Source organism: Sphingomonas sp. BE138, assembly GCF_031456125.1.
In the GTDB taxonomy this organism is placed as follows: Bacteria; Pseudomonadota; Alphaproteobacteria; order Sphingomonadales; family Sphingomonadaceae; genus Sphingomonas.
Genome location: NZ_JAVDUC010000001.1, coordinates 580,333 through 602,702 on the forward strand (window position 1 = coordinate 580,333; position 22,370 = coordinate 602,702).

Annotated in this window: 29 protein-coding genes; 14 read left to right on the plus strand and 15 right to left on the minus strand. The window is 70.2% G+C overall.

The genetic code is table 11. The features are described from left to right. Positions 1-89: 89 nt before the first annotated feature. From J2Y58_RS02545 to J2Y58_RS02595, 11 genes are read right to left on the minus strand one after another with little or no spacing between them, the layout of a single operon-like run. Complete coding sequence (locus J2Y58_RS02545; RefSeq protein WP_310098211.1) at positions 90-551, minus strand: hypothetical protein; 462 nt, start codon at positions 549-551, stop codon at positions 90-92. Continuing rightward, positions 548-1,873, minus strand: coding sequence for a FliI/YscN family ATPase (locus tag J2Y58_RS02550; protein ID WP_310098214.1), 1,326 nt, complete (start codon positions 1,871-1,873; stop codon positions 548-550). Before J2Y58_RS02550 ends, J2Y58_RS02545 begins: the two co-directional genes overlap by 4 nt. Then, positions 1,863-2,480 carry a FliH/SctL family protein gene (locus J2Y58_RS02555; protein ID WP_310098216.1) on the minus strand — a complete coding sequence of 206 codons (618 nt, stop codon included), beginning with the start codon at positions 2,478-2,480 and terminating at the stop codon, positions 1,863-1,865. Before J2Y58_RS02555 ends, J2Y58_RS02550 begins: the two co-directional genes overlap by 11 nt. Beyond that, the gene (locus J2Y58_RS02560; protein WP_310098219.1) at positions 2,477-2,944 is read right to left on the minus strand and encodes a hypothetical protein; all 468 of its coding nucleotides are present in this window, start codon (positions 2,942-2,944) and stop codon (positions 2,477-2,479) included. Before J2Y58_RS02560 ends, J2Y58_RS02555 begins: the two co-directional genes overlap by 4 nt. Then, on the minus strand, positions 2,941-3,678 hold the full coding sequence (gene sctJ / locus J2Y58_RS02565; RefSeq protein ID WP_310098221.1) for a type III secretion system inner membrane ring lipoprotein SctJ: 738 nt from the start codon (positions 3,676-3,678) through the stop codon (positions 2,941-2,943). The genes J2Y58_RS02560 and sctJ overlap by 4 nt, the downstream gene beginning before the upstream one ends. Further along, positions 3,675-4,073, minus strand: a complete 399-nt coding sequence (locus J2Y58_RS02570; protein WP_310098224.1) for a hypothetical protein — start codon at positions 4,071-4,073, stop codon at positions 3,675-3,677. Before J2Y58_RS02570 ends, sctJ begins: the two co-directional genes overlap by 4 nt. Before the next feature lie 15 nt (positions 4,074-4,088). Beyond that, on the minus strand, positions 4,089-4,397 hold the full coding sequence (locus J2Y58_RS02575; RefSeq protein WP_310098226.1) for a hypothetical protein: 309 nt from the start codon (positions 4,395-4,397) through the stop codon (positions 4,089-4,091). A 25-nt stretch (positions 4,398-4,422) separates the two neighbouring features. Next, on the minus strand, positions 4,423-5,541 hold the full coding sequence (locus J2Y58_RS02580) for a hypothetical protein (RefSeq protein WP_310098228.1): 1,119 nt from the start codon (positions 5,539-5,541) through the stop codon (positions 4,423-4,425). Then, positions 5,538-7,433 (minus strand): type III secretion system outer membrane ring subunit SctC, encoded by a 1,896-nt coding sequence (gene sctC, locus J2Y58_RS02585; RefSeq protein WP_310098231.1) that lies wholly within the window; start codon positions 7,431-7,433, stop codon positions 5,538-5,540. The genes J2Y58_RS02580 and sctC overlap by 4 nt, the downstream gene beginning before the upstream one ends. A 15-nt stretch (positions 7,434-7,448) precedes the next feature. After that, positions 7,449-9,428 carry a flagellar biosynthesis protein FlhA gene (locus J2Y58_RS02590; RefSeq protein WP_310098234.1) on the minus strand — a complete coding sequence of 660 codons (1,980 nt, stop codon included), beginning with the start codon at positions 9,426-9,428 and terminating at the stop codon, positions 7,449-7,451. Between the two features lie 3 nt (positions 9,429-9,431). Beyond that, complete coding sequence (locus tag J2Y58_RS02595; RefSeq protein WP_310098236.1) at positions 9,432-10,124, minus strand: lytic transglycosylase domain-containing protein; 693 nt, start codon at positions 10,122-10,124, stop codon at positions 9,432-9,434. A 484-nt stretch (positions 10,125-10,608) separates the two neighbouring features. Between J2Y58_RS02595 and J2Y58_RS02600 the strand changes: the two genes are divergently transcribed. The 7 genes from J2Y58_RS02600 to J2Y58_RS02630 are packed head-to-tail and all read left to right on the plus strand — an operon-like array spanning position 10,609 to position 15,175. Next, entirely contained in the window at positions 10,609-11,748 is a 1,140-nt protein-coding gene (locus tag J2Y58_RS02600) for an EscU/YscU/HrcU family type III secretion system export apparatus switch protein (RefSeq protein ID WP_310098239.1), read from the plus strand. Next, positions 11,748-12,065 (plus strand): flagellar biosynthetic protein FliO, encoded by a 318-nt coding sequence (locus J2Y58_RS02605; RefSeq protein ID WP_310098242.1) that lies wholly within the window; start codon positions 11,748-11,750, stop codon positions 12,063-12,065. The genes J2Y58_RS02600 and J2Y58_RS02605 overlap by 1 nt, the downstream gene beginning before the upstream one ends. Beyond that, entirely contained in the window at positions 12,062-13,018 is a 957-nt protein-coding gene (locus tag J2Y58_RS02610) for a FliM/FliN family flagellar motor switch protein (RefSeq protein ID WP_310098245.1), read from the plus strand. Before J2Y58_RS02605 ends, J2Y58_RS02610 begins: the two co-directional genes overlap by 4 nt. A gap of 3 nt (positions 13,019-13,021) precedes the next feature. Beyond that, positions 13,022-13,696 carry a type III secretion system export apparatus subunit SctR gene (gene sctR / locus J2Y58_RS02615; RefSeq protein WP_310098248.1) on the plus strand — a complete coding sequence of 225 codons (675 nt, stop codon included), beginning with the start codon at positions 13,022-13,024 and terminating at the stop codon, positions 13,694-13,696. A gap of 43 nt (positions 13,697-13,739) precedes the next feature. Then, positions 13,740-14,009, plus strand: a complete 270-nt coding sequence (sctS, locus tag J2Y58_RS02620; protein WP_310098253.1) for a type III secretion system export apparatus subunit SctS — start codon at positions 13,740-13,742, stop codon at positions 14,007-14,009. 24 nt (positions 14,010-14,033) lie between these two features. Then, positions 14,034-14,825, plus strand: a complete 792-nt coding sequence (gene sctT, locus J2Y58_RS02625) for a type III secretion system export apparatus subunit SctT (RefSeq protein ID WP_310098258.1) — start codon at positions 14,034-14,036, stop codon at positions 14,823-14,825. Continuing rightward, the gene (locus tag J2Y58_RS02630; RefSeq protein WP_310098261.1) at positions 14,822-15,175 is read left to right on the plus strand and encodes a LuxR C-terminal-related transcriptional regulator; all 354 of its coding nucleotides are present in this window, start codon (positions 14,822-14,824) and stop codon (positions 15,173-15,175) included. Before sctT ends, J2Y58_RS02630 begins: the two co-directional genes overlap by 4 nt. Before the next feature lie 128 nt (positions 15,176-15,303). On the opposite strand, the gene J2Y58_RS02635 is transcribed toward J2Y58_RS02630, so the two are convergent. Beyond that, positions 15,304-15,579: a hypothetical protein gene (locus J2Y58_RS02635; protein ID WP_310098264.1), complete on the minus strand. Its 276-nt coding sequence runs from the start codon at positions 15,577-15,579 to the stop codon at positions 15,304-15,306. Positions 15,580-15,677: 98 nt separating this feature from the next. After that, entirely contained in the window at positions 15,678-16,286 is a 609-nt protein-coding gene (locus tag J2Y58_RS02640) for a hypothetical protein (RefSeq protein WP_310098267.1), read from the minus strand. Positions 16,287-16,475: 189 nt separating this feature from the next. Here J2Y58_RS02640 and J2Y58_RS02645 point away from each other — a divergent pair, with 189 nt between their 5' ends. From J2Y58_RS02645 to J2Y58_RS02665, 5 genes are all read left to right on the plus strand, one after another. After that, entirely contained in the window at positions 16,476-16,787 is a 312-nt protein-coding gene (locus J2Y58_RS02645; RefSeq protein WP_310098269.1) for a hypothetical protein, read from the plus strand. A gap of 42 nt (positions 16,788-16,829) precedes the next feature. Continuing rightward, on the plus strand, positions 16,830-17,075 hold the full coding sequence (locus tag J2Y58_RS02650; protein ID WP_310098272.1) for a hypothetical protein: 246 nt from the start codon (positions 16,830-16,832) through the stop codon (positions 17,073-17,075). A 61-nt stretch (positions 17,076-17,136) separates the two neighbouring features. Beyond that, positions 17,137-17,331, plus strand: a complete 195-nt coding sequence (locus tag J2Y58_RS02655) for a hypothetical protein (RefSeq protein WP_310098275.1) — start codon at positions 17,137-17,139, stop codon at positions 17,329-17,331. 15 nt (positions 17,332-17,346) lie between these two features. Beyond that, entirely contained in the window at positions 17,347-17,883 is a 537-nt protein-coding gene (locus tag J2Y58_RS02660) for a hypothetical protein (RefSeq protein ID WP_310098278.1), read from the plus strand. Between the two features lie 41 nt (positions 17,884-17,924). Continuing rightward, entirely contained in the window at positions 17,925-18,767 is an 843-nt protein-coding gene (locus J2Y58_RS02665) for a hypothetical protein (RefSeq protein ID WP_310098281.1), read from the plus strand. A 13-nt stretch (positions 18,768-18,780) separates the two neighbouring features. On the opposite strand, the gene J2Y58_RS02670 is transcribed toward J2Y58_RS02665, so the two are convergent. Then, positions 18,781-19,476 carry a hypothetical protein gene (locus tag J2Y58_RS02670; protein ID WP_310098284.1) on the minus strand — a complete coding sequence of 232 codons (696 nt, stop codon included), beginning with the start codon at positions 19,474-19,476 and terminating at the stop codon, positions 18,781-18,783. Positions 19,477-19,592: 116 nt separating this feature from the next. On the opposite strand from J2Y58_RS02670, the gene J2Y58_RS02675 reads away from it, so the two are divergent. After that, positions 19,593-20,903, plus strand: a complete 1,311-nt coding sequence (locus tag J2Y58_RS02675) for a YwqJ-related putative deaminase (protein ID WP_310098287.1) — start codon at positions 19,593-19,595, stop codon at positions 20,901-20,903. Further along, positions 20,893-21,300 carry a hypothetical protein gene (locus J2Y58_RS02680; protein ID WP_310098290.1) on the plus strand — a complete coding sequence of 136 codons (408 nt, stop codon included), beginning with the start codon at positions 20,893-20,895 and terminating at the stop codon, positions 21,298-21,300. The genes J2Y58_RS02675 and J2Y58_RS02680 overlap by 11 nt, the downstream gene beginning before the upstream one ends. Here the strand turns inward: J2Y58_RS02680 and nfi are convergent. Continuing rightward, the gene (gene nfi, locus J2Y58_RS02685) at positions 21,297-21,944 is read right to left on the minus strand and encodes a deoxyribonuclease V (protein WP_310098292.1); all 648 of its coding nucleotides are present in this window, start codon (positions 21,942-21,944) and stop codon (positions 21,297-21,299) included. The two genes, J2Y58_RS02680 and nfi, sit on opposite strands and share 4 nt — an antisense overlap. Positions 21,945-22,370: the final 426 nt, after the last annotated feature.

Genomic DNA, 22,370 nt, shown 5'->3' on the forward strand with positions numbered 1-22,370 from the left:
GCGGACATCGTCGGCGTGCGGTGGCTGTCCGGGACGCTGTTGTGGCTCGGGGGCTCGCGTGGGGGTGGTGCGGGTCGCGGAGATGCCGGTCACTTGAACCTCCTGGTGTCCTCGCGGTCGAGGTGCTGGCGCTCGTCGGTACGCGTGCGGTCGCGGCGGCGGAGCGTTGCGGCGCGCTCGGCGAGCAGATCGTGGCGCGCGCGGGCGATGATCGTGGCGCGTCGGTGCGCGACCTCATCCGAAAATAGCGCGCTGCGGACCGCGTCGGCCGCGTTTTTCGCCTGTTCGGTGACCGATTTGCGGAACAAGGCAGCGTCGAGGACCGCCAGGCGTCGTTCGGCCTCGGCGGGGTCGGCGGCGAGCGCAGCGTGCGCCTCGGCCTGCGCCCGCGCGGCGGCGGTCGCGTCGTCGGCGGCGCGGTCGGCCGCCTCCCGCGCGGCGTCGGCCCGCGTGCGCGCGTCGGCCAGCGCGCGCGCGGCGGCCTGGAGGCGGACCTGCCGCAGTCGCAACAATTGCGTTGCCTGTCGACGTTCGTCACCCGCGCGGCTCATCCGCCGATCGCCCGCAGGCGGAACAGGCCGGCGTCGAGCGGCTCGGCGCGGTCGGGCGGCTGGCGGAGCAGCGCGTCGATTTCAGGTCGCGCGGCGATCGCCTGGTCGGCGAGTGGGTCGGTGCCGGGCTTGTATTCGCCGACCTGTACGAGGAACTCGATCTCGGCAAATTTTGCAAGCAGCGCGCGGACGCGCGTGGCGGCGGCGCGGTGATCGGGGGTGGCGAGACGCGGGAACAGCCGGGAGAGGCTGCCGAGGATGTCGATGGCGGGATAATGGCCCGCCGCGCCCAGCTTGCGCGAGAGCAGGATATGGCCATCGAGGATCGAGCGCACTTCCTCGCCGACCGGATCGCCTTCGTCCTCATCCTCGAGCAGGACGGTGTAGATCGCGGTGATCGAGCCGGTCTCGTCGGTACCGGCGCGCTCGAACAGGCGCGGCAGCTCGGCGAAGACCGAGGGCGGGAAGCCGCGGCGCACCGCAGGTTCGCCTGCCGCCAGCCCGATCTCGCGCAGCGCGCGCGCGAAGCGGGTGACCGAGTCCATGAGCAGCAGCACGTCGCGGCCCTGCGCGCGGAAGCCCTCCGCGATCGCGGTCGCCTGATAGGCGGCGCGGACGCGCTCCATCGCGGCGCGGTCCGAGGTGGCGCAGACGATCACCGAGCGCGCCAGCCCTTGCGCGCCAAGCGCATCCTCGATGAATTCGCGCACCTCGCGCCCGCGCTCGCCGATCAGCGCGATGACGATGACGTCGGCGGCGGCGAAGCGCGCGATCGAGCCGAGCAGGGTCGACTTGCCGCCGCCCGCCGCGGCGAACACCCCCATCCGCTGCCCGCGCCCCAGCGTGAGCAGCGTGTCGATCGCGCGGACGCCGGTCGGCAGGGGCGCGTCGATCAACCGGCGGCGCATCGGGTTGGGAGCGGGAGCATGGAGCGCGCGGCGTGGAAGGGTGGCGGGCAGGGGGCCGCGATCGTCGATCGGGGTACCGCGCGCGTCGAGCACGCGGCCGAGCAACGCGTCGCCATAGGCGACCCGGTCGTCGCCGCTGCGCACGATCACCTCGGCATCGACCGACAGCCCGCGCACATCGCCAAGCGGGGTGAGGACGGTTGCGGTGCCCGCAATCCCGACAACCTCTACCGGCACGACATGCCCGGTGCCGGGTTCGACGACCTCGCACGCCTCGCCGATCCGTGCGGTGAGGCCGGTGACCTTCAGCGTGGTGCCGAGGATCTCGATGATCCTTCCGCGCCGGTCGAGCGTCCGCGCGCCGTCCAGCCCGGCGATCAGCCGGTCGACCAGCGCGGCATCGTCACGCAGCATCGCCGGTTCCCTCAAGCCCCCAGGCAGCGGCGATTCGCGCCAGTTGCACGTCGAGCCCGGCCCGCGCGCGGCCAAGCGGGGTTTCGATCACGCAGTCGGTGGCGTCGAGCGACGCATCGGCGACGACGCGCAAGCTAGCGCCGCCGGCGAGCCGCGCCTCGGTCGCGGCCAGCGCGGCGGGGGCGACGCGGACCAAGGTCTCCGCGGGAGCGGCGACGGCGGCGGCAGCGCGCGCGGCAAGCGCGGCGACGGTGTCGGCAGGGCCGATCTCGCCCGCGATGCGCCGGACGACCTCGAGCGCGAGCCGCGCGATTTCCTGCGCGCGGCGGGCGTCGCGGGCGCGATCGCGCGCGGCGATCTCGGCGAGCAAGGCAGCGCCCGCCGCTTCTCCTGCGGTGCGGCCTTCGCGATAGCCGGCCGCATGACCCTCGGCATGACCCTGCGCGGTGGCGGCGTCGATCGCGGCGGCGCGGGTGTCGAGCAGGTCGCGGGCCTGCGCGAGCAGCGCGAGCGCATCGCGCAAGGGGGCGATGTCGGCGGCCGGGACCAGCGGATCGTCGGCGAGCACGGTCGCGAAGCGATCGGCGGCGAGGATGGTGTAGCTCATGCCGCGGCCACCAGCTGTCGTGCTTCACCGGCGGTCAGCGCCAGAGGCGTGTCGGACGCGGGCGGAAGGATCGTGCGCAGTCCGGGCGCGAGCGAACGGCGCAGGATCGCATGGCCGAGCGGGGCGAGCGCGTCCGCCGCGACCCACGCGCATTGCGGCAGCCCGGTGTCGGCGTGCGCGATGGCATGGTCGATCGCAGCGCTGCCCGCCACCTCCGCCAGCGCGCCGAGCCACGCGCCGTCGATCGAGCGCGCGAGTTCGTCGGCCAGCGCCAGCGCGGCGACACGGCGGGCCAGCGTGTCGCGTGCGGCCTCGTCCTGGCGCAGCCAGCCGGGGACGAGCGCGAGTTCCTCCCAGCGGATCGCGAGCGCGGCCGGATCGGCGAGCGCGCGCTTGCGCGGCGCGGCGACCCCGCCGAGGTCGCGACCGAGCGCGGCAAGCGCGGCGCGCGCGACGGCGCTCATGGTCGCGCCTGCGGGACGATCGCGCGCCGCCGCTGGTGCCAGCGCCGGAACGCCGGATAGCCGAGCAGCGCCGCGACGAGCAGCAGCAGCGCGACGATGCCGCCGATCACCGTTCCCGACACGCCGCCGGCGGCGGGCTGCGGCGCGACGAGCCGCATCGGTTCGGCCGGGAAGGTCTCGACCGTGACGTGATCGTATGTGAGCCCTTCGACCGAGTTGACCACCAGCGCCTTGATCTTGCCGATCTGCTGGTCGATCGCGGTGCCGGGGCGATATTTGACGAACACCGAGGCCGAGGCGGGCGGCGGTGTTTCCGCCAGCGGCTGCGCCTCGGGCAAGGCGAGATGGACGCGCGCGGCGACCACGCCGTCGATCTGGGTGATCGTCTGCTGGAGTTCCTGCTGCATCCCGAAGGTCAGCCGTGCGCGTTCCTCGGTGGGGGAGGACAGCACGCCTTTTTCTGGAAAGAGCGTGCCAAGCGACTGGAATTCCTCGCGCGGATAGCCTTGCGCGTGGAGCAATTCGATCGCGCGCGGGAAATCGCCCTTGGCGGTCGAGATCTTCCACTGGTTCTCGCCGGCCTCCTCCTTGTCGGCGGCAATCCCGGCGCTTTGCAGCACTGCGACCATCTCGTTGGCCTGCGTCTCGGTGAGCTTCGAGTACAGCTCCGCGCGCCCGCACGCCGCGAGCAGCAGCAACGCGCCGAGCGCGGCGAGCGGATGGGCGCGCCTCACGATTGCTGGCGGAACAGCTGCTGAATGCCGTCCGACGTCCGGTTCGCGATCGAGGACGACAATTGGCAGTGGAACATGAACTCGTGGCATTTCATCGTCAGGTTGACGACTTCGCCCGGTGACATGTCCGCGCCGCTCGCCTGTGCGGCGCGCGCGATGTCGGCGACCGACTTCGCCTCGCCGTTCACCTTTTCGATCTGCCCCAGCATCGCCTTCATCGCCGGGGCGAGCGCGTCCGGGCTGCCCACGGACATCGCGGGCTGCGCGCCCGCGACGACGAGCGCACCCTGGAAGCCGGTCATGTCGGCCAGGCTCGCGCCCGGCCCCATCTGGCTGACGCCGGGCATGTCGACGGACACGCCCATGCCGCCCGCCGCGATCGGATCGATCGTCATCGCGGTCCTCCCGGCTTAGCCCTTGCGCGCCATCGTCTCCAGCGCCTTGCCGACGCTGTCGAGCGAGCTGGACGAGCTGTTCGACAGGAACGACATGCGCATCGCCTCGGCGGTCAGCTCGGTGATCTGCGAGGGATTGTCCTGGCCGCCGGCGCCGAGCTGCTGCGACAGCGTGTCGAGCTTGCCCGCCTGTCGGTCGAGCGTGGCGCCCCACGCGTCGGACAGCGCCTCGAACCAGCTGCCGGAGGTGCCGTGCGGGCGCTGGTTGTTCAGCGGGGCGGTGGCCATGGTGGTGAGGCCGGTCGTGACGGTCATATCGCTCATCGCCTTGCTCCTTCTTGCTTTCGGTTCAGAATGTTACGCGAGTCTGTCGTCCACCCTTGTCGAGGACGACCATGTTACCCTGGATCGCGACCAGCCGATGCCCGCTGGGCAGCAGCGCGCCGCCGAAATAGCGCGCCCCGTCGACGGTCTGGATGTACGACGGGTCGCCCGCCACGACGGTGGATACCTTCTTGGTCGCATCCGACACGGTGCGGACCGCGACGTCTTCGTCGGCGGCCAGGTCGCCGCGGATGCGCAGCTGGCGGATGCCGGGCACGTCGCTGCGGATCGCCGCGATCAAGCGAGTGCGCTGCACCTCGGTGACCGGCACGGTGCGCAGTTCGACGACACGCAAGCCCAGCGGGCGCGCGGCGGCGCGGATGTTCTGGAGCCGCGCGACGTCCGCCGAAGCGGCGGCGAGGTCGGCGGTGGTGCGGATGCGCAGCTCGGCGGGGATGTCGTGCGCGGCGAGCGCCTGCTGCGCCTTCTCGCGCGCCGCCGGGCTGGAGACGAAGCCTTCGACCAGCACGCCGTCGCCGTCGGGGCGGGCGGCGACGCGCAGCTGGGTCAGCCCGGCCTGCGCCAGCGCGCGCTCGGCGCGGCTTTCGGTGGTACCGAACAACCCGAGCCCGGCGACCGCGGTCGGCATCACGAGCACCAGCAGCAGCACCGCCAGCGCGATGCCCGCGATCGTGACGACGCGCCGGTTGCCGACAAGGCTGCCCAGCTGCGTGCGGGCATCGTCCAGCGCGGCGAGCGCGCGGTCCGCGACCGGCTCCGGCAGTTCGGGCGGGGCGGGCTGGGTGTCGGCGAGGTGCCCCGCCTCGGCCCAGCGATCGCTGTCCGGTTCGCCCCACGCCAGCGCGACGCCGCCGATCGCGAAGGGGACGTATTGCGGGAGCAGCGCGGTGGCGCCGGCCGCTACGGAGGAGCCGAGCAGGGTCGCGCTGCCGCTGAGCACGGTCAGCTGCGCGGCGTCGCCGTCGCGCTCCAGCTCGACCGCGACGCCCTTCGTGGCGGGATCGCGGATCACCACGTCCTGCCAGAATTCATGCCCGATCGAGACGCGCCCCTGCGCAGGCAGGCGCTTCTCGGTGCCCGACAGGCGCCCGGTCAGGACGCGCAGGACGGCGGAGTCGGTCATGGCCGGCTCGCGCCCGTCGCCGACGGCGTCGCGGCGCGCGTGCCCGGCACCAGCGGCGCGGAGGCGGCGGGGCGGACCGGTTGGGCGGGCACGGTCATCGTCGCGGTGCTGGCGTTGGTGCCGACGTCGACGACCCGCGGCGAGATCAGGAACAGCCGCTCGATCCGCCCGCGCGAGCGCGATCGCGACTTGAAGAGGTTGCCGAGCAGCGGAATGTCGCCGAGCAGCGGGATCTTGTACTCGACGTCGCTGTCCTCATCGACGGTCATTCCACCCAGCAACAGGCTCTGGCCGTCCTGCACCATCGTCTGGTTGGTGACGCTGGCGCGGTCGACGACCGGCAGCCCGTCGACCCGGTCGGCGGTGATCGCGCCGTCCTCGATCGACACGCGGACGCGGATGCGCGTCTGGTCGTGGTCGCGGAAGACGTTGGGGGTCACGCGCATGATCGTGCCGGCGGTGACGTTGAACAGGTCGACCTCCTGACGCCCGGCCACGCGGACGTAGAAGGTGCGGGTGCGGTCGAACAATGCCTCGACGTTCGACAGCGTCATGACCTGCGGCCGCGCGACGACGCGCGCGATGTTCTTGCGCTCCAGCGCCTGGAGGCGGCCGATGAATTCGCGGCTGTTGCCGATGATCGCGGAGATCACGCCGCCCTGCGCCGATGGCGTGATGTTGTCGACGTTGCTCCGCCTGCCGCCGCCGGTGCGGTTGAGTCGACCGTCGCCGTCGGCGTCGCCGCTGCCGAACAACGCCCCGAACCCGCCCGAGCCGAATCGCCAGTTGATGCCGAGGTTGCGCAGCTTCGTCGTGTCGATGTCGATGATCGTCGCATCGACCTCGACCACTTGCGGCTCGACGTCGAGTGCGCGGATCAGCGAATCGTACGAGGCCATGCGCTCGGGCACGTCGCGGACGATGACCGCGTTGAGCTGCGGGCTGGGCTCGATGCGCACCACGTCCTGCGTCAGCGGCGCGACGAGGTCGCCACCGCCCGCGACCGGCCCGCCGAGCACGTCGCTGTCGCCTTGCGGATAGGCGCCGCCGAGCGGCAGGCCGAGCCGCGGAGTCTGCTGGCCGTTGGGCTGGACCTGGTCGAAGCCGAAGCCCTTCAGCCGCGGCTGGCTCTGGCGGACGAGCCGCGCGCCGAACTGCGGGGCGTTCGGCGACGCGCTGCCGCCCGGCCGCTGGTCGAGCACGAGATTCTGGAGGATCGTGGCGAGGCCGGGGACGGTCAGCTGCTGCTGCCCCGAATAGACCGTGGTGTCCTGCGCCTGCGCATAGCGGAGGTAGAAGACGCGGAACTCGAGCGGCTGCACCGGCGCGTTGGCGGGCAGCGCCCCGCCGTAGCCGGGCAGCGGGCGGGCGCCCGGGGTCGCCGCCGCAAGGGCCGTGCCGCCGGCACGGGCAAGCGCCGTCACCTGTTCGATGAAGCGCGGCGTGCCGCTGGCGACCAGCGTGCCGTCGGCGGCGGCGCGCAGCGTGTTGCGCTCGTTCAGCAACCGCAGCGCACGGACGCGCGCGAGGATGCGCGCGCCATCGGCGCTCTGGATGGTCTGCACGCCCAGTTCGTTGGTGGTGTAGACGTAGAGCGCGGCGCCGTCGTCGTAGCTGACGAGGTTGAAGGCGCGCGAAATGTCGCGGTAGATCCGGTCGACCGGCCCCGAGAAGACGCCGTTGACGGTGCCGGTCAGGTTGGGGCTGGCGATGACCGGGCGGCCGATCCGCCCGAACAGGTCGCGCAGGAACGCCGCGACCGGCTGGTCGCGCGCGGTGATCGACACCGTCGCGGTTCCGCCACGCGACTGCGCCGCGGCCCCGGCGGGGAGCGCCGTGGTTGCCGCCAGCGCCACCGCCATTGCCGTCACACCGGATCGTTTCACACCCATCCACATATCCCTTGATTATCCTTCCGAGCCGACGAGCGCGGGCAGGACGCCCGGCGGCAGGCCGATCTGGCCGACGATTGTGATAGAAGCGTTTGAAGTCAGTTCGTTGAAGGCCATCACCGGCACGTCGAACAGCTCGGGCGCGAGCAGGTGGCGCAACGTGCGCCGCACTTCGAAGGCGGTGACGATCACGCTCGCCCCGGTCTGGCGCACCGCCGCGGCGACTGTCTCGACGACGCGGCGCGCGACCTCGGGCGGGAGCGCCACGCGCTCCTCGCCGTCGACCAGCCGCACCGCGTCGCGCAGCGCGGTTTCCAGCTCGGGCGCGATGACCAGCGCGTGGACCTGTCCTTCGCGCTGCGCGCGTTCGAGCAGGTAGCGCTTAATCGAAACCCGGGTGAGGTCGGCGATACGCGGCACGTCGCGTTCCTGCGCGGCGGCCTCGGTCAGCGCCTCGAGCACGTCGCGCATGTTGCGCAACGACACCTCTTCCGCGGCGAGGCGGCGCAGCACGTCCGCGATGCGCGGTGCGGGCAGCGCGCGGACCGCTTCCTTGACGACCTCCGGATACTCCTCGCCGACGCGGTTGAGCAGCGTCACCGCTTCCTGCACGCCAAGGAAACGTGGCAGGTGGCGGCGCATCAGCGCGGCGATGGCGTCGACCGCATCGTCCGGGCCGCTCCACGCGCCTTCGCCGACCGGCAGTTCGTACGCCAGCAGCTGCCACGCGCGCGGGCCGTCGGGGGCGACAAAGTGGATCGCCAGCCGCGGGAGCGGCACGCCCGAGCGATGCTGCAATCGCTCCAGCATCGAGCGAAGCGCCGCTGCGAGCGCGGCTTCCTCGTCGGCGGGGGGGCGCGGACCGCTGAGTTGCAGTAGCAGCGGGAGCACCGGGCGTGGCGCGGCGGGCTCGGCCGAAAGCGTCATCGGGCGCGGCACCTCCCTGCCGCGCGACGCGACCCGGCGCAGCGGCCCGGCGTGTCGCAGGACGTGCGGACGCAGTCGGGGGTGCAGCGAGGCACCGGCAAGCATCAGCACGAGCCCGAGCAGGACGAACGTGCCGGTAGGAAAGCCGGGGATCAGCGCGAAGGCCAGCGCGATCGCACCGACCACCAGCAGAACGCGCGGCTGCGCGGTCAGCTGGCGCTGGATCGCATGGCCGAGGTTCGCGTCCTGCTCCTCGTCGATCGAGCGCGTGACCATCAGCCCCGCGGCCATCGCGCCGAGCAGCGCCGGGATCTGTGCGACCAGTCCTTCGCCGATCGTGAGGATCGAATATTTGTGGGTGGCCGCCCCCACCTCCAAGCCCTGCTGCATGACGCCGATCGCCAGGCCGCCGATCAGGTTGACGACGACGATCACGATCGAGGCGATCGCGTCGCCTTTCACGAACTTCATCGCACCGTCGAGGCTGCCGTGCAGCTTGCTTTCCAGCTCCAGCGTGCGGCGGCGGCGGCGCGCCTCGTCCTTGTCGATCAGGCCGGAGCGCAGGTCGCTGTCGATCGACAATTGCTTGCCGGGCATCGAATCGAGGCTGAAGCGCGCGGCGACCTCCGCGACACGCTCCGCCCCCTTGGCGATGACGATAAATTGCACGACGGTGATGATGAGGAACATCACCAGCCCGACCACGACGTTGCCCGCCGCCATCAGTTGCCCGAAGGTCTGGATGATGTGCCCGCCGTGGCCTTCGCTGAGGATCAGCCGCGTCGTCGTGATCGACAGCGCGAGCCGGAACAGCGTGCTGACCAGCAGCACCGAGGGGAAGGACGAGAAGTCGAGCGGGCCGCGGATGTAAAGCGTGGTCAGCAGCAGCATCACCCCGACCGTGATGTTGATCGCCACCAGCATGTCGACGATGACGATCGGCAGCGGCAGGAACAGCAGCGCGACGATCGCGACCAGCACCGCGACCAGCCCCAGATCGGAGAAGCGCGCGGACAGCGACAGTCGCGGCGCCAGCCCGGCGGATTGGAAGTAGCGTTCGACGCTCATCGCTCAGCGCCCCTGTCGCGTGCGCTGCCAGCGCTGCATGATCGCGCCGACATAGCCTTGCGTCTCGCGATATCTGGGGATGCGGCGTCCGGCCTTCATTACCGCGCCCGGTCCGGCGTTATAGGCGGCGAGTACCAGCGGCACGTCGTTGCCGAATTTCGATTGCAGCTGCTTGAGATAGACGGCGCCCGCCGACATCGCGAGCACCGGGTCGGTCAGCATCGCCCTGGGATCGGATACGCCGACGCTGCGCGCCGTGGCGGGCATCACCTGCATCAGTCCCAGCGCGCCCTTGCCGGAGACGGCATCCATCCGTCCGCCCGATTCCTGTCGCATCATGGAGGCGAACAGATGCGGGTTGATGCGGTACTTGCGGCTGATCGCCGCGACGAGCGGCGTGGCCGCAGCCGCGCGGCGGTGCGATCCGGAGCGCTGCATGGTCGCAGCAGCGCTCCGCCGTGTGCCCGGCATCGCCACGGACACGGTGCGCGGCGACGACTGTTCGGACGTGGTCTGTATCGCCAGCGTGTCGACGGGCGCGGCGGTCGCCGCCTCGCGCGCTTCGGCGGCATCGCCACACAACGCCACCGCTTCGCGGAAGCGCGGATCAAGCGCCATGCCTCCACAGGACGCGGCGGACGCCGGCCAGGGTGTCGCCACCATCAACGCCAGCACCGCGCCCGATGCCATTCGCATTGTCATCGCCATCAATCGGCCTCTCCGTCTGGCGCAGCACCGGCATGCCGGCGTGCTGTTCGTGAAAGGTCGACGTGCGTGGGGGTCCTGCGGCACCGTCGTCGCGTTTAGAGGGATAGCTGTCCTGCGGACCGATCGTAACCGGAGATTTCTTACAAGCAGGCTCGGCGGAACGCTTGTTCGACACGGTTAGTCCGCAAAAATTAACCATAATGGAACCGGTTACATGGTTACGACATCGCAATAACCCGCTGATTTCCGGCGCTGTAAACGATTAACGGCGAGATGTGCCGTATGCTGGCCCTCATTTGCGATTCATCCGCAGCACGGGGTAGACCGCTTCCATCGGTTCGACACGTGGAATGGGTCCTGCGGCGAACCAGACACCCCCGTCATACCGGCGGGGACCGACGTCGCCGGCGATGGCCGACGCGCGTCCGCTTCTCCATCGAGGCAGGCGGCGCAGTCGTGAGCGGAGCGGTGCGTGGCGGAACAGAATAGCGGCGGCGACAAGACCGAACAGCCGACCCCGAAGCGATTGGCCGATGCCCGGAAGAAGGGTGACGTCGCCAAGTCGAAGGACGTGACCGCGACGGTAACGTTGTTCGTCTGGGCGATGGTGTTCCTGTTCGGCGTCGGGGTCGCCGGCACACGGCTGGTCGGGCTGTTCGAGGATACGTTCGTCGCAGTGGCCGCGGGGCGGCCGTTCGCGCCGGTCGCGACCGACCTCGGCTGGAGTGCGGCAGAGGCGTTGCTGTTCATCACCGCCGCCGCGCTGATCCCGCCCGCGATCGCCGGCTTCCTGTCCGAGTTCCTCCAGGCCGGCGGAGTCTTCACGCTCGACAAGGTGAAACCGGGCCTCGACAAGATGAACCCGGTCGAGGGCATCAAACGCATGTTCAGCATCGACAACCTCGGCGAGCTGCTAAAGACATTGGCCAAGGCGGTGCTGATCGTCGCGGTGATGTGGCTGGTCTTCAAGGGCGCGATGCCGGCGATCTTCGGCGGGGCGGGGCCGGCCTGGCTTGCGTCGGGCGCGACCGACGGGCGCGCGGCGGCGGGGGCGGCGCTGATGTCCTCGGGCCGGGTGGTGCGCGATGCGCTGCTGTGGACGTTCGGCGCGTTCCTGTTCGTCGCGGTGCTCGACATGGCGTGGCAGCGGCATCGCTACATCAAGAAGCTGCGCATGAGCCTGCGCGATATTCGCGAGGAATCGAAGGAGAATGAGGGCAACCCCCTCATCAAGTCGAGCCGTCGCCAGCTGCACGAGGAATGGGCGAACCAGAATGCGATCGGCGCGGCGCGCGGCGCCAGCGTGCTGGTCGTCAATCCGACGCATATCGCGATCGCGCTGGATTATGATGCGGAGCGCTGCCCGGTGCCGGTGATGACCGCGCGGGGCGAGGGGCCGCTGGCGCAGGCGATGCGCGCCGCCGCGGTCGAGGCGGGGGTGCCGATCGTGCGTCATGTTCCCGTCGCGCGCGGACTTTACGAGGATGGCCAGATAGATGCGGTGATCCCGCGCGACATGTTCGACGCCATCGCGCAGATCGTGCTGTGGGCGCAGAAGGCGCGCGACGAGGGCGTGGTCGCGGAGCCGGTCGACCTGGAGGGAGTGGAGTGATGGATTCGACGATCGGCACCGCGCTGACCGGATTGCTGGGGATGGTGATCGCGCTGGCGATCGTGCTCGGGCTGGCGTTCGTAACGCTGCGCACGCTCAAGCGCTGGCAGGATCGCGGGTTCGAGCGCGGCGGCGATTCCGATCGGCAATTGCGGTTCGTCCGCGCGCTGCCGATCGGACAGCGCGAGCGGTTGCTGCTGGTCGAGGCGCAGGGCGAGTTGATGCTGATCGGCGTGTCGGCGGGATCGGTAAGCCTGCTGCGCAACTGGGGCGACGCGGCGGCGACCCTGACCGACGACGCGGCGGTGGCGCCGTGAGCGGTGCGCTGGCGCAGCGGCTGCGGCGGATCACGCCCGCGCAGGCCGGGACGCAGCTGCGGCTGGTCGGGGCGTTCAACCGCCGCCGGATCGGCGCCTGGCGGACCGAGGCGGGTGCGGCGAATGCGGGCGAGTGCGAGAGTGCCGCCGGCTGGTTGCGGTTTGCGGCACCGGGCGGCGAGGTGGCGGTCGCGCCGCTGATCGTCGATGGCGCGGCGCTATCCCCGACGGCGATGCAGGATGCGATTTCGGCCGCGGCGCTGCTCGATCCGATCGAGCCGCTGGTCGCCGCGTTGGAGGCGGTGGTCGGCGCGGCGCTGCGCCCGGTGGGGCTGGCCGCGGCGGCGGGCGAGGAGTGCTTCGTCCTGCGCGTCGATGCGCTGACGGGCGATGTCGCGATGCTGCGGTTGCTGATCGCGGTGCCGCCGGATCTGCCGCTGGTGACCGATCCCGCAAACGCGCCGCCGCTCGACCCGGATGCGCTGGCGGCGGTGCCCGTCGCGTGGCGCGCGACGATCATCGGCCCGGCGCTGTCCGCGACGCGCGCGGCGGCGCTGACGACCGGCGACCTGGTGCTGCTCGGCACTGCGCCGTTCGGCGCGACATTATGGTGCGGCGCGCGGGAGCGTGCCGCGCACCTCCACCCCGGACAGGGAAGGATTATCGTGCAGGAAGACGCGACGGCACCAATCGACGCCACGCAGGCGGACCACACCGCAGAGACGATCCCCGCAGACGTGCCGGTCCGGCTGGCCTTTGCGATCGACGGCGGCACGATGCCGGCGGGCGACATGGCGACGCTGGGCGCTGGGAGCGTCCTGCACCTGCCAGCGACCGGCGAGACGCTGCCGGTGCGGATCCTGAGCGGCGGGGCCACGATCGGGGCCGGCGAACTGGTCGCGATCGGCGACGGGTTCGGCGTGATCGTGACCGCGCGGACCGGGGACCGCTGAGGCATGGACCTGTCCACCTTCACGCCCGGCTCCGCGCTGGTCGTCGTCGTCGCGCTGGCGATTGCGCCCTTCTTCGCGGTGATGGTCACGTCGTTCACCAAGATCGTCGTGACGCTCAGCCTGCTGCGCAATGCACTGGGGCTGCAACAGGTGCCGCCCAACATCGTCCTCAACGGGCTGGCGCTCGTGCTGACGCTGTACGTCATGTACCCGGTCGGGCAGCGGATGCAGGATGCGATCGTCGCCGATCAGGTGATGCAGGCGCAACAGGGCAGCGCGATGGGGTCGACCACGACGATGGTCAACGCCGCGACCGCCGCCAAGGAGCCGCTGCGCGATTTCCTGCTCAAACACTCCGACCCGCGCGAGCGGCGTTTCTTCCTGCGAACCGCCGAGCGGGTCGGCGATCCGCAGCGCGCGCAACAGATGACGGACCGCGACTTCGTGGTCATCATCCCGTCGTTCGTGGTGCGCGAGCTGAGCGCGGCGTTCCAGATCGGCTTCCTGATCTTCCTGCCGTTCCTGGTCATCGATCTCGTCATCTCGAACATCCTGCTGGCGATGGGGATGATGATGCTGTCGCCCACGACGATCTCGCTGCCGTTCAAGCTGCTGCTGTTCGTGCTGGTCGACGGCTGGGTGAAGCTGGCGCACGGTCTGGTGCTGTCGTACGCATGAAGGACGGGCGCATGAAGGACGGGCGCATGAGGGAGGCGGACGCATGAACGCCGATTTCGTCCGGCTGACCTATGACGCATTGTGGCTGGTGCTGATCCTGTCGGCACCGCCGATCGTGGTCGCGGCCGTCGCGGGGCTGCTGGTCGCGGTAGTGCAGGCCGCGACGCAGATCCAGGAGCAGACGCTGCAATATACGATCAAGTTCTTCGCGATCGTGCTGACGCTGTTCGTCACCGCCTCGCTGCTCGGCGGGTCGCTGTACCGGTTCGGCGACCGGGTGTTCACGCAGTTTCCGGCGTTGATCGCGCGATGAACGCCACCCGATGAACGCCGCCCGATGAATGGATGGGCCGATCAGGTCCTGCTGCTGGGGGTCGCGACCGCGCGGGTCGCGGCGACGTTCCTGCTGCTGCCGATGTTCTCGACCGAGACGGTGCCGGCGTTGGTACGCAATTCGATCTTCGTGGCGATGGGCGTCATCTCGCTGATGATCCAGCCGCCGTTGCTGGTGTCGGCACTGGCACCCCAGCAATGGGTCGGGCTGATCGCCAAGGAGGTGCTGGTCGGGCTGACGATCGGCTTCTTCTTCGGATCGGTGCTGTGGGCGCTGGAGGGCGCGGGCGAGATCATCGACGCCAAGGTCGGCGCGACGCTCGCGCAGGTCGTCGATCCGTTGTCGGGCAACCAGACGTCGCTGAACGGCGCGTTCCTGGGACGGCTAGCAAGCGTCGTTTTCCTGTTCTCCGGCGGGCTGAGCATGGTCGTGCAGGTGGTGGTGCAAAGCTACGCCATCTGGCCGATCGCCGCACCGATGCCGCGGCTGGATGCAGCGACGCTGGTGTTGTTCGAGGGCGAGTTCGGGCGGCTGATGGTACTGGCGACGTTGTTCGCCGCGCCGGTGCTGAGCGCCTTGTTTCTGATCGACCTGTGCCTCGGGCTCATCAATCGGTTCGCGCAGCAGCTGAACGTCTTCACGCTGTCGATGTCGCTTAAGGCATTCGCGTCGACCGCCCTGATCCTGCTGCTGCTCGGCAGCTATGTCGCCGCGATCGTCCACGATGTCGCGACGCGACCCGAGGCGCTGCGCGCGCTGCTCCGCGCGTTCGCGGCACAGGGGAGCGCGCCGTGACCACCGCCACCGTCACCGAGGACGAGCGGATCGCCGCGATCGCCGAATTGCTGCGCCGCGCCGATGCGCAGCCGGGCGCACCTGCGCCGGTGACGCTGGGCGAACATATCGTCGAGGCGGCGCGCGTGCCCGCCCGCCACCGCGACGCGCTGCTCAGGCTGACGCCGACCGAGCTGACCTGCGTGCGGTTTTTGGGCTGGGGGCGCGCCAATCGCGACATCGCGACGCTGATGCTGATGTCGGAGAATACGGTGCGGGTGCATTTGGCCAATGTCGCGCGCAAGCTGGAGCTGGACGGTATGCGCGAGCTGGCGGTGCTGGCGGGGCTGCTGTTCTATCCGACGGATTGACCCGGCGACCGCGTGGTGCAGGCGGTCGACGCCAGCGGATCGGTAACTGACGCGGCGGCAGAGCGCCGTCAGCCTGTGGACCCGTGCTGGGCTAGTTTGGCAAGCCTGGTGACCGAAATTGGCTGAACCTAGTAGCCGGCCCGGCGACAAAGACCTGCCAATTCGACCACGTCGGCGTTGTCCGCGCCATATTGCGCGCGAAAGCTAGGCAGGCGCTGCGTGCAAAGGTACTTCACCCGCGATGGCGATGGGCGTGCGGTCGCCGTGCGTCCACGTGCGCGATCAGCATAGCCTTCGTTTTGTGCACGGAGAACCTGGCTTAGTCCGACAGTAGCCGGGTCGACCTGTGCCACCGCCGGGGTGCCGAGCATCGCAATCAAAGCGAACGTCGAGCCAACCTTCATTGTAGCATCCTCGATTTGCTACCAAATCTATACATCGATCCTCGCAGATCGTCAAAAACGATGCGTGACCAGGCGAGCCTGGTCACGCGATCGGATTGTTAGTTCTTGCGAGCGGCGTTACCCATCGCTTCGCCGACCGTCTTGATGGCGTTGGTCGTAGCACTCATCAACATGTTGAACTGCTGCGAGACGACGCTGAATTCGGCGGAGAGGCTCGGCGTATCCTTGGTGATCCGGCCGGCCATGTCCTCCATTTCAGCCCCGAGGTCGTCGAGTTGCGCGCCGAGGGCCTTTGCCATGGCCATCAACCAGCCCTGGCCCCTCGCACCGCGAACGCCTCCACCTTGCGACTCCTCCGCCTGTTCGCGGCTCTGACGTACGATGTCGCTGATGAAGTTCTCGGTCGTACGCTGTTGCTCGCCGATCTCGCTCGGCGAAGCATTGGTGAAGCTACCGAGTTCCTGGATCGCGTCGCGCACGCCGCCGACCTGGCTCGGAAAGTTCCCCGAACCCGCCGCGAACGCGTTCTGCGCCAGCGAGATCGATGCCTGGGGCAAGCCGAGTTGCGCGCCGAGGCGGCCGATGATCTCCTGTCCGATACTCGCATAGAGCTGCGACGTGAGCGACGCCGCCAGGCCGCCGGCCGGGCCGAGCGCCGCGGTGGCGAGGAGCGAGACCGGGCTGAAGTTGCCGATACCGAAAACCATCTGCTTTCTCCCAATTGCGGCGTCTGCCACGACGCCGGTTGCCGTTCGATGAACCGTTTATGCGGCGCCGCGGCTGGGGCCGGTATCAGCGTTTCGATTAGGCGGAGGCTGATCGTCTAATCGAAACGATGATGCCGCGGCGTCGGCCGAACACCTACCGCGAGGAAATGCTTGATGATGGAGGCGTGTGTGACGGGCCAACAGCGCGGCGGCGGCAAATTGGGCTGGCGTTGGGTGATGTCGGCCGGGGGGCTGGCGGTCGCCGCGCCGCTGGCCGCGCAGGACTGGTCCGGCGGGGCGATGGACCCGGCGGCGGTCAGCGCGCCGATGGCGGTGCAGGCGGCGAGCGCGGCGCAAGCACATCGTCGCGGCGGCAAGGCAGCGGGCTCGCCCGCGCGCAGTCGGCAGATCTGCGCGACGGCGCGCGACCGGATTGCGGCGGGTGAGGACGACCCCAAGCTGCCGAGGCTTTTGGCGCTGTGCCGGAAAGGCGGTTATTGACGCGATCGTCGGACGGCGGGCAGAACGACAAGGAGGTTCGAGATGGACGGGATCAATCGGGCGACCGGCGCAAACGGGCAACTTGCCGCCGTCGGCCTGGGCTGCGGCGACCGCAAGGCCGCCGAGCGGATCGTGCAGGATGCGCACGCCGCGGCGCAGAGCCAGATCACGGAGCGCCGTGCGGAGGCCGCGAAGCCCGCGCTGCCGCAGACCGCGCTCGACCGCCTGCTGTCCACGCCGGGCCCGCTCGACCGGTTCGCGGGCGGGCACCGCGCGGATCGTGCCTAATCGTAACGATGATGGCGCGGGCGGCGGGAGGGCGCCATCTAAGGTCGGTAAGGAGCGTGACATGACGTCCATTGCCAGCATCGGTGCCGCGCCCGCTTGCGCTACGCCCGCCAGCGACCCGATCGCCACGCCTGCCGAGCGGCAAACGCCGCTGGAGCGATTGCTCGCCGAACCGGGTCCGCTCGATCGCTTCGCGGCACCGGGACCCGTGCCGCCTTTCGCCGACGCCGAGCATGGCGCGGCGTCGCTCCGCTGATCCAGAGGTGATGCCATGACCGCGATCGACGGCTTCTCGCGCCTGCCCACCGCCCCGGTCCACGCGCCCGGCGCGATCACGCCCGCCGGCGACGGCGCGCACGGCGACGCCCGCTCGCTGGCGGGCACCGCGATCGGCGAGATTGGTCACCGGGTGCTCGCCTGGGTGGGGCAGAGCGCGCGATCGCTCGACACCGCCTCGCAGGCATGGGCGGCGTCGAGCGGCGTGGCCGCGGGCTTCCGTCCCGATCCGGTCGAGCTGGCGCGCGGCGGCGATGTGTACGAGCTGCGCGGGCTGGCCGCCGACATCGGCGCGCGCACCGGGGCGACGCCGACGCAGGAGGGCGAACTGCGACGGGCGTTGGAGGATGTGACCCGGCTGGCGGTGATCCAGCTTGCCGGGCTGTCGGGCGCTGCCGCCGATCGTCAGCTCGGCGGCATGCGCGCGGCACTGGGTGAGGCGCTGGAGGTCGGGGCAGGCGAGGGCGCCGAAGGTGTGATTGCGCGGCTGCAGGCCGCCGCCGACCATCTGGCGAGAGGCAACGTCGTCTAGCCGGAACCGTGCCGGCAGCGTGGCGTAGGAGCGGCAAGGTGATGAGGAGAGTGCCGGTGCAGCTGCGGACGATGATGGCGACGGCGGTGATCGCGGCGGCGACCGGCGGCGCACCTGCGGTCGCGCAGCACGCGCAGGTGATCAATGCCGGAAGCGAGCAGGCGCTGCGGGTCGGCAAGGTCACGATCTCCCGTCCGTTCGGTGGCACGCTGGTCGACGGACTGGCGGTGGTCGGGGCGTACCGGATCGGCCGCGAGCGGTTGTGGCTGGTGCGCGGCGACGGTGGCCCGGCCTGCCCGCAACGCTATGTGGTGGTGGCCCACCGTTCCGCCCAGGAAATTGTGAGCAGCACGCCGTTCGGGACGTGCAGCGCGGCGGGCAAGCCGGCGATCAGGAACGGAACGCTGATCGTGCCATTTGCCGGCCCGGCCGGCGCGCAGCCAATCCGCTTCGCTTATCGCAATGGCGAGGTGCGCGCGATCGGCGAACCGGCCGCGACCCGCGCCGACGTGGTGGCGCAGCAGCGGTGCGTACCGGGCGCTCAGGTGCCCGCCGCCGAACAGGCGTCGGCGCTGGCTGCGTTCGAGGATGGCTTTCCTGCCACCTACGGCGACCAGCGGCGGCTTCGGCGCATGGACCTGCCCGCACCGGAACTCCGCCACCTCGTGACCGGCCTCGCCTGCCTCGCGGGCTGGCCGGTGGCGCAGGACGTGGTGCCCGACCGGGCGGTGGCGCTGTTCGCCGACAAACGGCTCGGGCCGCGCGCATTTGCGATGCTCGACATGATCGCCGGCGATCGGGCGACCAGCCCGCACCTGGCGGCGATGGCGCGCAGCTTCGCGGCCGAGATGCGCTACCGTGTGGATCGCCGCACGACGATCTGAGCGGTCAGTCCGGTCAGCCGCGCAGCGGCGTGAGGCGCTCGCCATCGACGCGCCAGCGGAGCCCGGAGGCGGCCGCGGCGACGACGAACGGAACATCGTGCTTCAGGCTGAGATAGACGTGCAACTCATGCGGCACCGCATCGGGCGTGGTCAGCGCCGCCTCGCGGAGCGCGGCCACCGCGACACCGCCGGTGCCGGCGGACAGCGGCGTGCGTGACATGATCTGCTTGCCCGATGGCGTGAGCCGCAGCAGCCAGTGCCCGCCGAGCATCGCTTGGTCGGGGACGTCGGCGATCGCGAGCGCATAACCCTCGATCGGTCGATCGGGATCGCTTGCCGGTACGACCACCACCGCCCGCGCCGCGGTGGCGGCGGCGATCGTCGCGCGCGCGTCCGCGAACGCGGCGGCACGCGGCGGCGGGGGGCCAGGGTGCAGGTCGATGCGCGCGCGCCCGGCCGCGTCGAACCGTGCCGCGGCCAGTACCGGAGCACTCGCGCCATCACCCAGCGTGAATACCTGATACCCGAACGCATCCGCGGTGGCGGCCACGCGCGTGTCCGCAATCCCGTGCGCGGCCAAGGCGCCGCGCGCGACCTCGGTCGCCAGATCGAGGTGGAACAACAGGCTGCCGCGTGCCGCGGCGAGGTCGGCCGCCGCCTGAAGGGTGGCCCATGCCCGTTCGATCCGCTTGCCCCGTGCACCGCGCATGGCCGGCAAGCTAGGGAAACGCGGCGCAGCGACCAAGCCTAATCGTTCCGATTATCGCGCAGTGCACGGCATCCCGGCATAACGATGCAGTATCGACAACAACGAAAGTCGCGAACATGGGCTTCGGTCTTCCGAGCTGGTCCGACATCCGTGACGCAGCGTCCACCGCCACCGCGGCGGTCACATCGACCGCATCGGCCGCAGCGACGCAGGTTCGCGATCTCGGGACAGCCGCGGTACAGCGGACCAGTGCGCTGGCGCAGGACGGACTGGATCTCGGGCGCCGGGCGGTCGATGCCGTCCGGCAGGTCGACGTGCGCGATGCGGCCGCGACCGTTCGCGAGGCGATTTCCAGCGGGACCGAGGCGGCGCGGAACGGAGTGCGCGACGGCGTGGAGTGGGCCGGCCAGCTTACGGGTGACCTCGCCGACGCGGCGCGCGCGCATGTGCCCGGCGGCGACAATATCGTCTCCAACGCCGTGCGCGGGGCGATCTCGACGGGCGAGAACATCACGCGCTTCCAGCTTGGCGTCGCCGGCGGCGTGGCGCGCGAGGCGGTGGGGCTGGTCGGAACGGTGGGCGAGCTCGGCGTGACCGTCACCGAAATGCAGATATCCAGCGAAGCGCGCGTCGAGTACGGGCAGGCGATCGTCGAAGGCGTCGCGGATGCGGCGTCCGCGACCGGAAGCTATCTGGGAGAGGTCGCGCAGGATCCATCGAGGATCGGCAGCGACCTGTCGGGGGCCGCCGAAGCGGCAGGCGACTGGGCCGGTGCGCAGATCGACCGTTATGAACAGGCGTTCCGCGACGATCGTGGCTTCGAGACGATCGGGATGGATGTCGGCACGGTCGCGACCTACGTCGTGCCGGTCGGCGGCGGGCCGGCACGCGGTGCGGTGACGGCGGCCGTTCGCGAGGCCGGCGAAGGCGTGGCGCGCGGTGCGACCGAGGCAGTCGCGCGGGAGACGGCGGAGGCGGCGGCCTCGCGCGCAGTCGGCGGCGCGGCGCAGCGGACGGTGGAGTCGGCCGGCGCCGAGCTGCGGGACGTGACGCGCGGGCACCTCGAGCAGCTGCGCTCGGCCGAGGGGCTGAGCAACAAGAAGATCGGTCCGGCCGTTTCCACCGTCATGGACATCCGCACCGGCGCGATTTCCCGCACGCATATCAATGCCGCCGGCCTGCCCGAGCGGCTCAACCCGGCGCTGGCGGAGCGGCTTGGAGCCGCCGAGCAGCTCGACTATATCAAGACTCGCGGCGCCGGCACGCATTCCGAGGTGCATGCGGCCAACGAACTGCTCAACAACGGATCGCGGCTGAAGGATCTGGTCGTGTATACCGAGCAGGTCGGCGGGCAGCTTGCCGGGGGCGTAAAGCCGCCGTGTCCGCATTGCGCGCTGCTGCTGGAGGGAGCCACATATGCCAAGTGATGGGACCGAGCCGCGCCGCGTCAGCTACGACGATCTGGAGCTGGATGACGAGCTGGCGCTGCTGGACGGAACGCCGTTTACCGGGATCGTCTATTCGGAGCGTCCGGACGGATCGCTGGAAAGCGAGAGCCGGTACGTCGACGGCCTGCCGGATGGGCTCGAGCTGGAATGGTTTCCCGGCGGGCAGCTTGCGAAGCGCGCGGTGGCGGTACGCGGCAACGGCGTCAGCGCGGTCGAGACGTGGTACCCCAGTGGCGCGCGACGCAGCATCAAGCGCTACAGCGACCGGCGGCTGGTCGAGGCGACGGCGTGGGACGAGGACGGGCGGTCGATCGACCCGGAGTTGTTGCCGTCCGACCATGCCTTCGGTGCCGCGACCGCGGGCGCGCCGGTCTAACCCTCCGCCCGTGCGAGGCGAACGGCGTGATCGGCGGCGCGCGTCGTTTCGGGGAGGCGGTACCTTGGGCTCAGCCGCAGGATCCAGTCGCAGGCGGTGTCGAGTGCGATACGATGTCCGATCGAGACGTACAGCGGACGAATGTCCGCCTGGGTCCTGAGGACGGCGCCCACGACCTCGCCGGAGTCGTATAGCGGCGAATGCGATCCGCGTTGCGCAGCCGGCGTGTCATGGTCGCCGATCAGCCGCGACTTCGCGCAGCCGATCGTCGGGATGTCGGCCACTACCCCCAGGTGACTGGCGAGCCCAAGCCGCCGCGGATGCGCGATGCCATGTCCGTCGCATACCACCAGGTCCGGCGTCCGGGTCAGTCGGCCGAGCGCCTCCAGCACGATCGGCAGTTCGCGAAACGAGAACAGGCCGGGGTGATACGGCACGGATGGCGTGCCATGCACGACCTTGATCTCCGCCACGGCCAGCGTCGCGACATCCAACGTCACCGCGGCAGCGACCATATGGCCGTTATCGTCATCGTAGGCGACATCGACCCCGGCCACGCACCGGATCGCGGACACATCGTCGTGTCTGACGACCAGCGCCGCGAGGCGACGTTGCTCGGCGATCATCTCGTCTTTGCTCGGCATCGCGCTGCTGACGTTTTCGTGCACGCGACAAGGTTACCCGCCTGCCGCTCAGAGTCCATCAGGTCGCAGGATCAGGAACGTGCTCCTCGGCACCGTCGCGACCAAATGCACCTGCTGGTAATCGGGTAGTGGTGGAGCAGGCCATCCGTCACGCCAACATTCACAACCACTTCAGACTGGAACGTCACCTCATCGACCTTGTGTGATCGCGATTCCTGCCGCAAGTGAAATTAGAGGTGGCCCGTCGCCCTTCGTGGCGCCTGCGGCGTACTACTGGTCGGATGCAGGAGCGTAGAGGTCGAAGTCAATGGCAAGACGTCTATCGTGACGGGTGACCTGCCCCCCGTTGGCTCCCTCGCTTTGATGTAGAGTCTGCACCAGGAAGGAGCAGACGAGTGAGAAAGAGCCGTTTTTCCGAGGAACAGA

Bases quoted from the DNA above. Each gene is read 5' to 3' on its own strand.
- J2Y58_RS02545 (WP_310098211.1), bottom strand. From the start codon at position 551: ATGAGCCGCGCGGGTGACGAACGTCGACAGGCAACGCAATTGTTGCGA.
- J2Y58_RS02550 (WP_310098214.1), bottom strand. From the start codon at position 1,873: ATGCTGCGTGACGATGCCGCGCTGGTCGACCGGCTGATCGCCGGGCTG.
- J2Y58_RS02555 (WP_310098216.1), bottom strand. From the start codon at position 2,480: ATGAGCTACACCATCCTCGCCGCCGATCGCTTCGCGACCGTGCTCGCC.
- J2Y58_RS02560 (WP_310098219.1), bottom strand. From the start codon at position 2,944: ATGAGCGCCGTCGCGCGCGCCGCGCTTGCCGCGCTCGGTCGCGACCTC.
- J2Y58_RS02570 (WP_310098224.1), bottom strand. From the start codon at position 4,073: ATGACGATCGATCCGATCGCGGCGGGCGGCATGGGCGTGTCCGTCGAC.
- J2Y58_RS02575 (WP_310098226.1), bottom strand. From the start codon at position 4,397: ATGAGCGATATGACCGTCACGACCGGCCTCACCACCATGGCCACCGCC.
- J2Y58_RS02580 (WP_310098228.1), bottom strand. From the start codon at position 5,541: ATGACCGACTCCGCCGTCCTGCGCGTCCTGACCGGGCGCCTGTCGGGC.
- sctC (WP_310098231.1), bottom strand. From the start codon at position 7,433: ATGGGTGTGAAACGATCCGGTGTGACGGCAATGGCGGTGGCGCTGGCG.
- J2Y58_RS02590 (WP_310098234.1), bottom strand. From the start codon at position 9,428: ATGAGCGTCGAACGCTACTTCCAATCCGCCGGGCTGGCGCCGCGACTG.
- J2Y58_RS02595 (WP_310098236.1), bottom strand. From the start codon at position 10,124: ATGCGAATGGCATCGGGCGCGGTGCTGGCGTTGATGGTGGCGACACCC.
- J2Y58_RS02605 (WP_310098242.1), top strand. From the start codon at position 11,748: ATGGATTCGACGATCGGCACCGCGCTGACCGGATTGCTGGGGATGGTG.
- sctR (WP_310098248.1), top strand. From the start codon at position 13,022: ATGGACCTGTCCACCTTCACGCCCGGCTCCGCGCTGGTCGTCGTCGTC.
- sctS (WP_310098253.1), top strand. From the start codon at position 13,740: ATGAACGCCGATTTCGTCCGGCTGACCTATGACGCATTGTGGCTGGTG.
- sctT (WP_310098258.1), top strand. From the start codon at position 14,034: ATGAATGGATGGGCCGATCAGGTCCTGCTGCTGGGGGTCGCGACCGCG.
- J2Y58_RS02635 (WP_310098264.1), bottom strand. From the start codon at position 15,579: ATGAAGGTTGGCTCGACGTTCGCTTTGATTGCGATGCTCGGCACCCCG.
- J2Y58_RS02640 (WP_310098267.1), bottom strand. From the start codon at position 16,286: ATGGTTTTCGGTATCGGCAACTTCAGCCCGGTCTCGCTCCTCGCCACC.
- J2Y58_RS02650 (WP_310098272.1), top strand. From the start codon at position 16,830: ATGGACGGGATCAATCGGGCGACCGGCGCAAACGGGCAACTTGCCGCC.
- J2Y58_RS02655 (WP_310098275.1), top strand. From the start codon at position 17,137: ATGACGTCCATTGCCAGCATCGGTGCCGCGCCCGCTTGCGCTACGCCC.
- J2Y58_RS02660 (WP_310098278.1), top strand. From the start codon at position 17,347: ATGACCGCGATCGACGGCTTCTCGCGCCTGCCCACCGCCCCGGTCCAC.
- J2Y58_RS02665 (WP_310098281.1), top strand. From the start codon at position 17,925: ATGAGGAGAGTGCCGGTGCAGCTGCGGACGATGATGGCGACGGCGGTG.
- J2Y58_RS02670 (WP_310098284.1), bottom strand. From the start codon at position 19,476: ATGCGCGGTGCACGGGGCAAGCGGATCGAACGGGCATGGGCCACCCTT.
- J2Y58_RS02675 (WP_310098287.1), top strand. From the start codon at position 19,593: ATGGGCTTCGGTCTTCCGAGCTGGTCCGACATCCGTGACGCAGCGTCC.
- J2Y58_RS02680 (WP_310098290.1), top strand. From the start codon at position 20,893: ATGCCAAGTGATGGGACCGAGCCGCGCCGCGTCAGCTACGACGATCTG.
- nfi (WP_310098292.1), bottom strand. From the start codon at position 21,944: ATGCCGAGCAAAGACGAGATGATCGCCGAGCAACGTCGCCTCGCGGCG.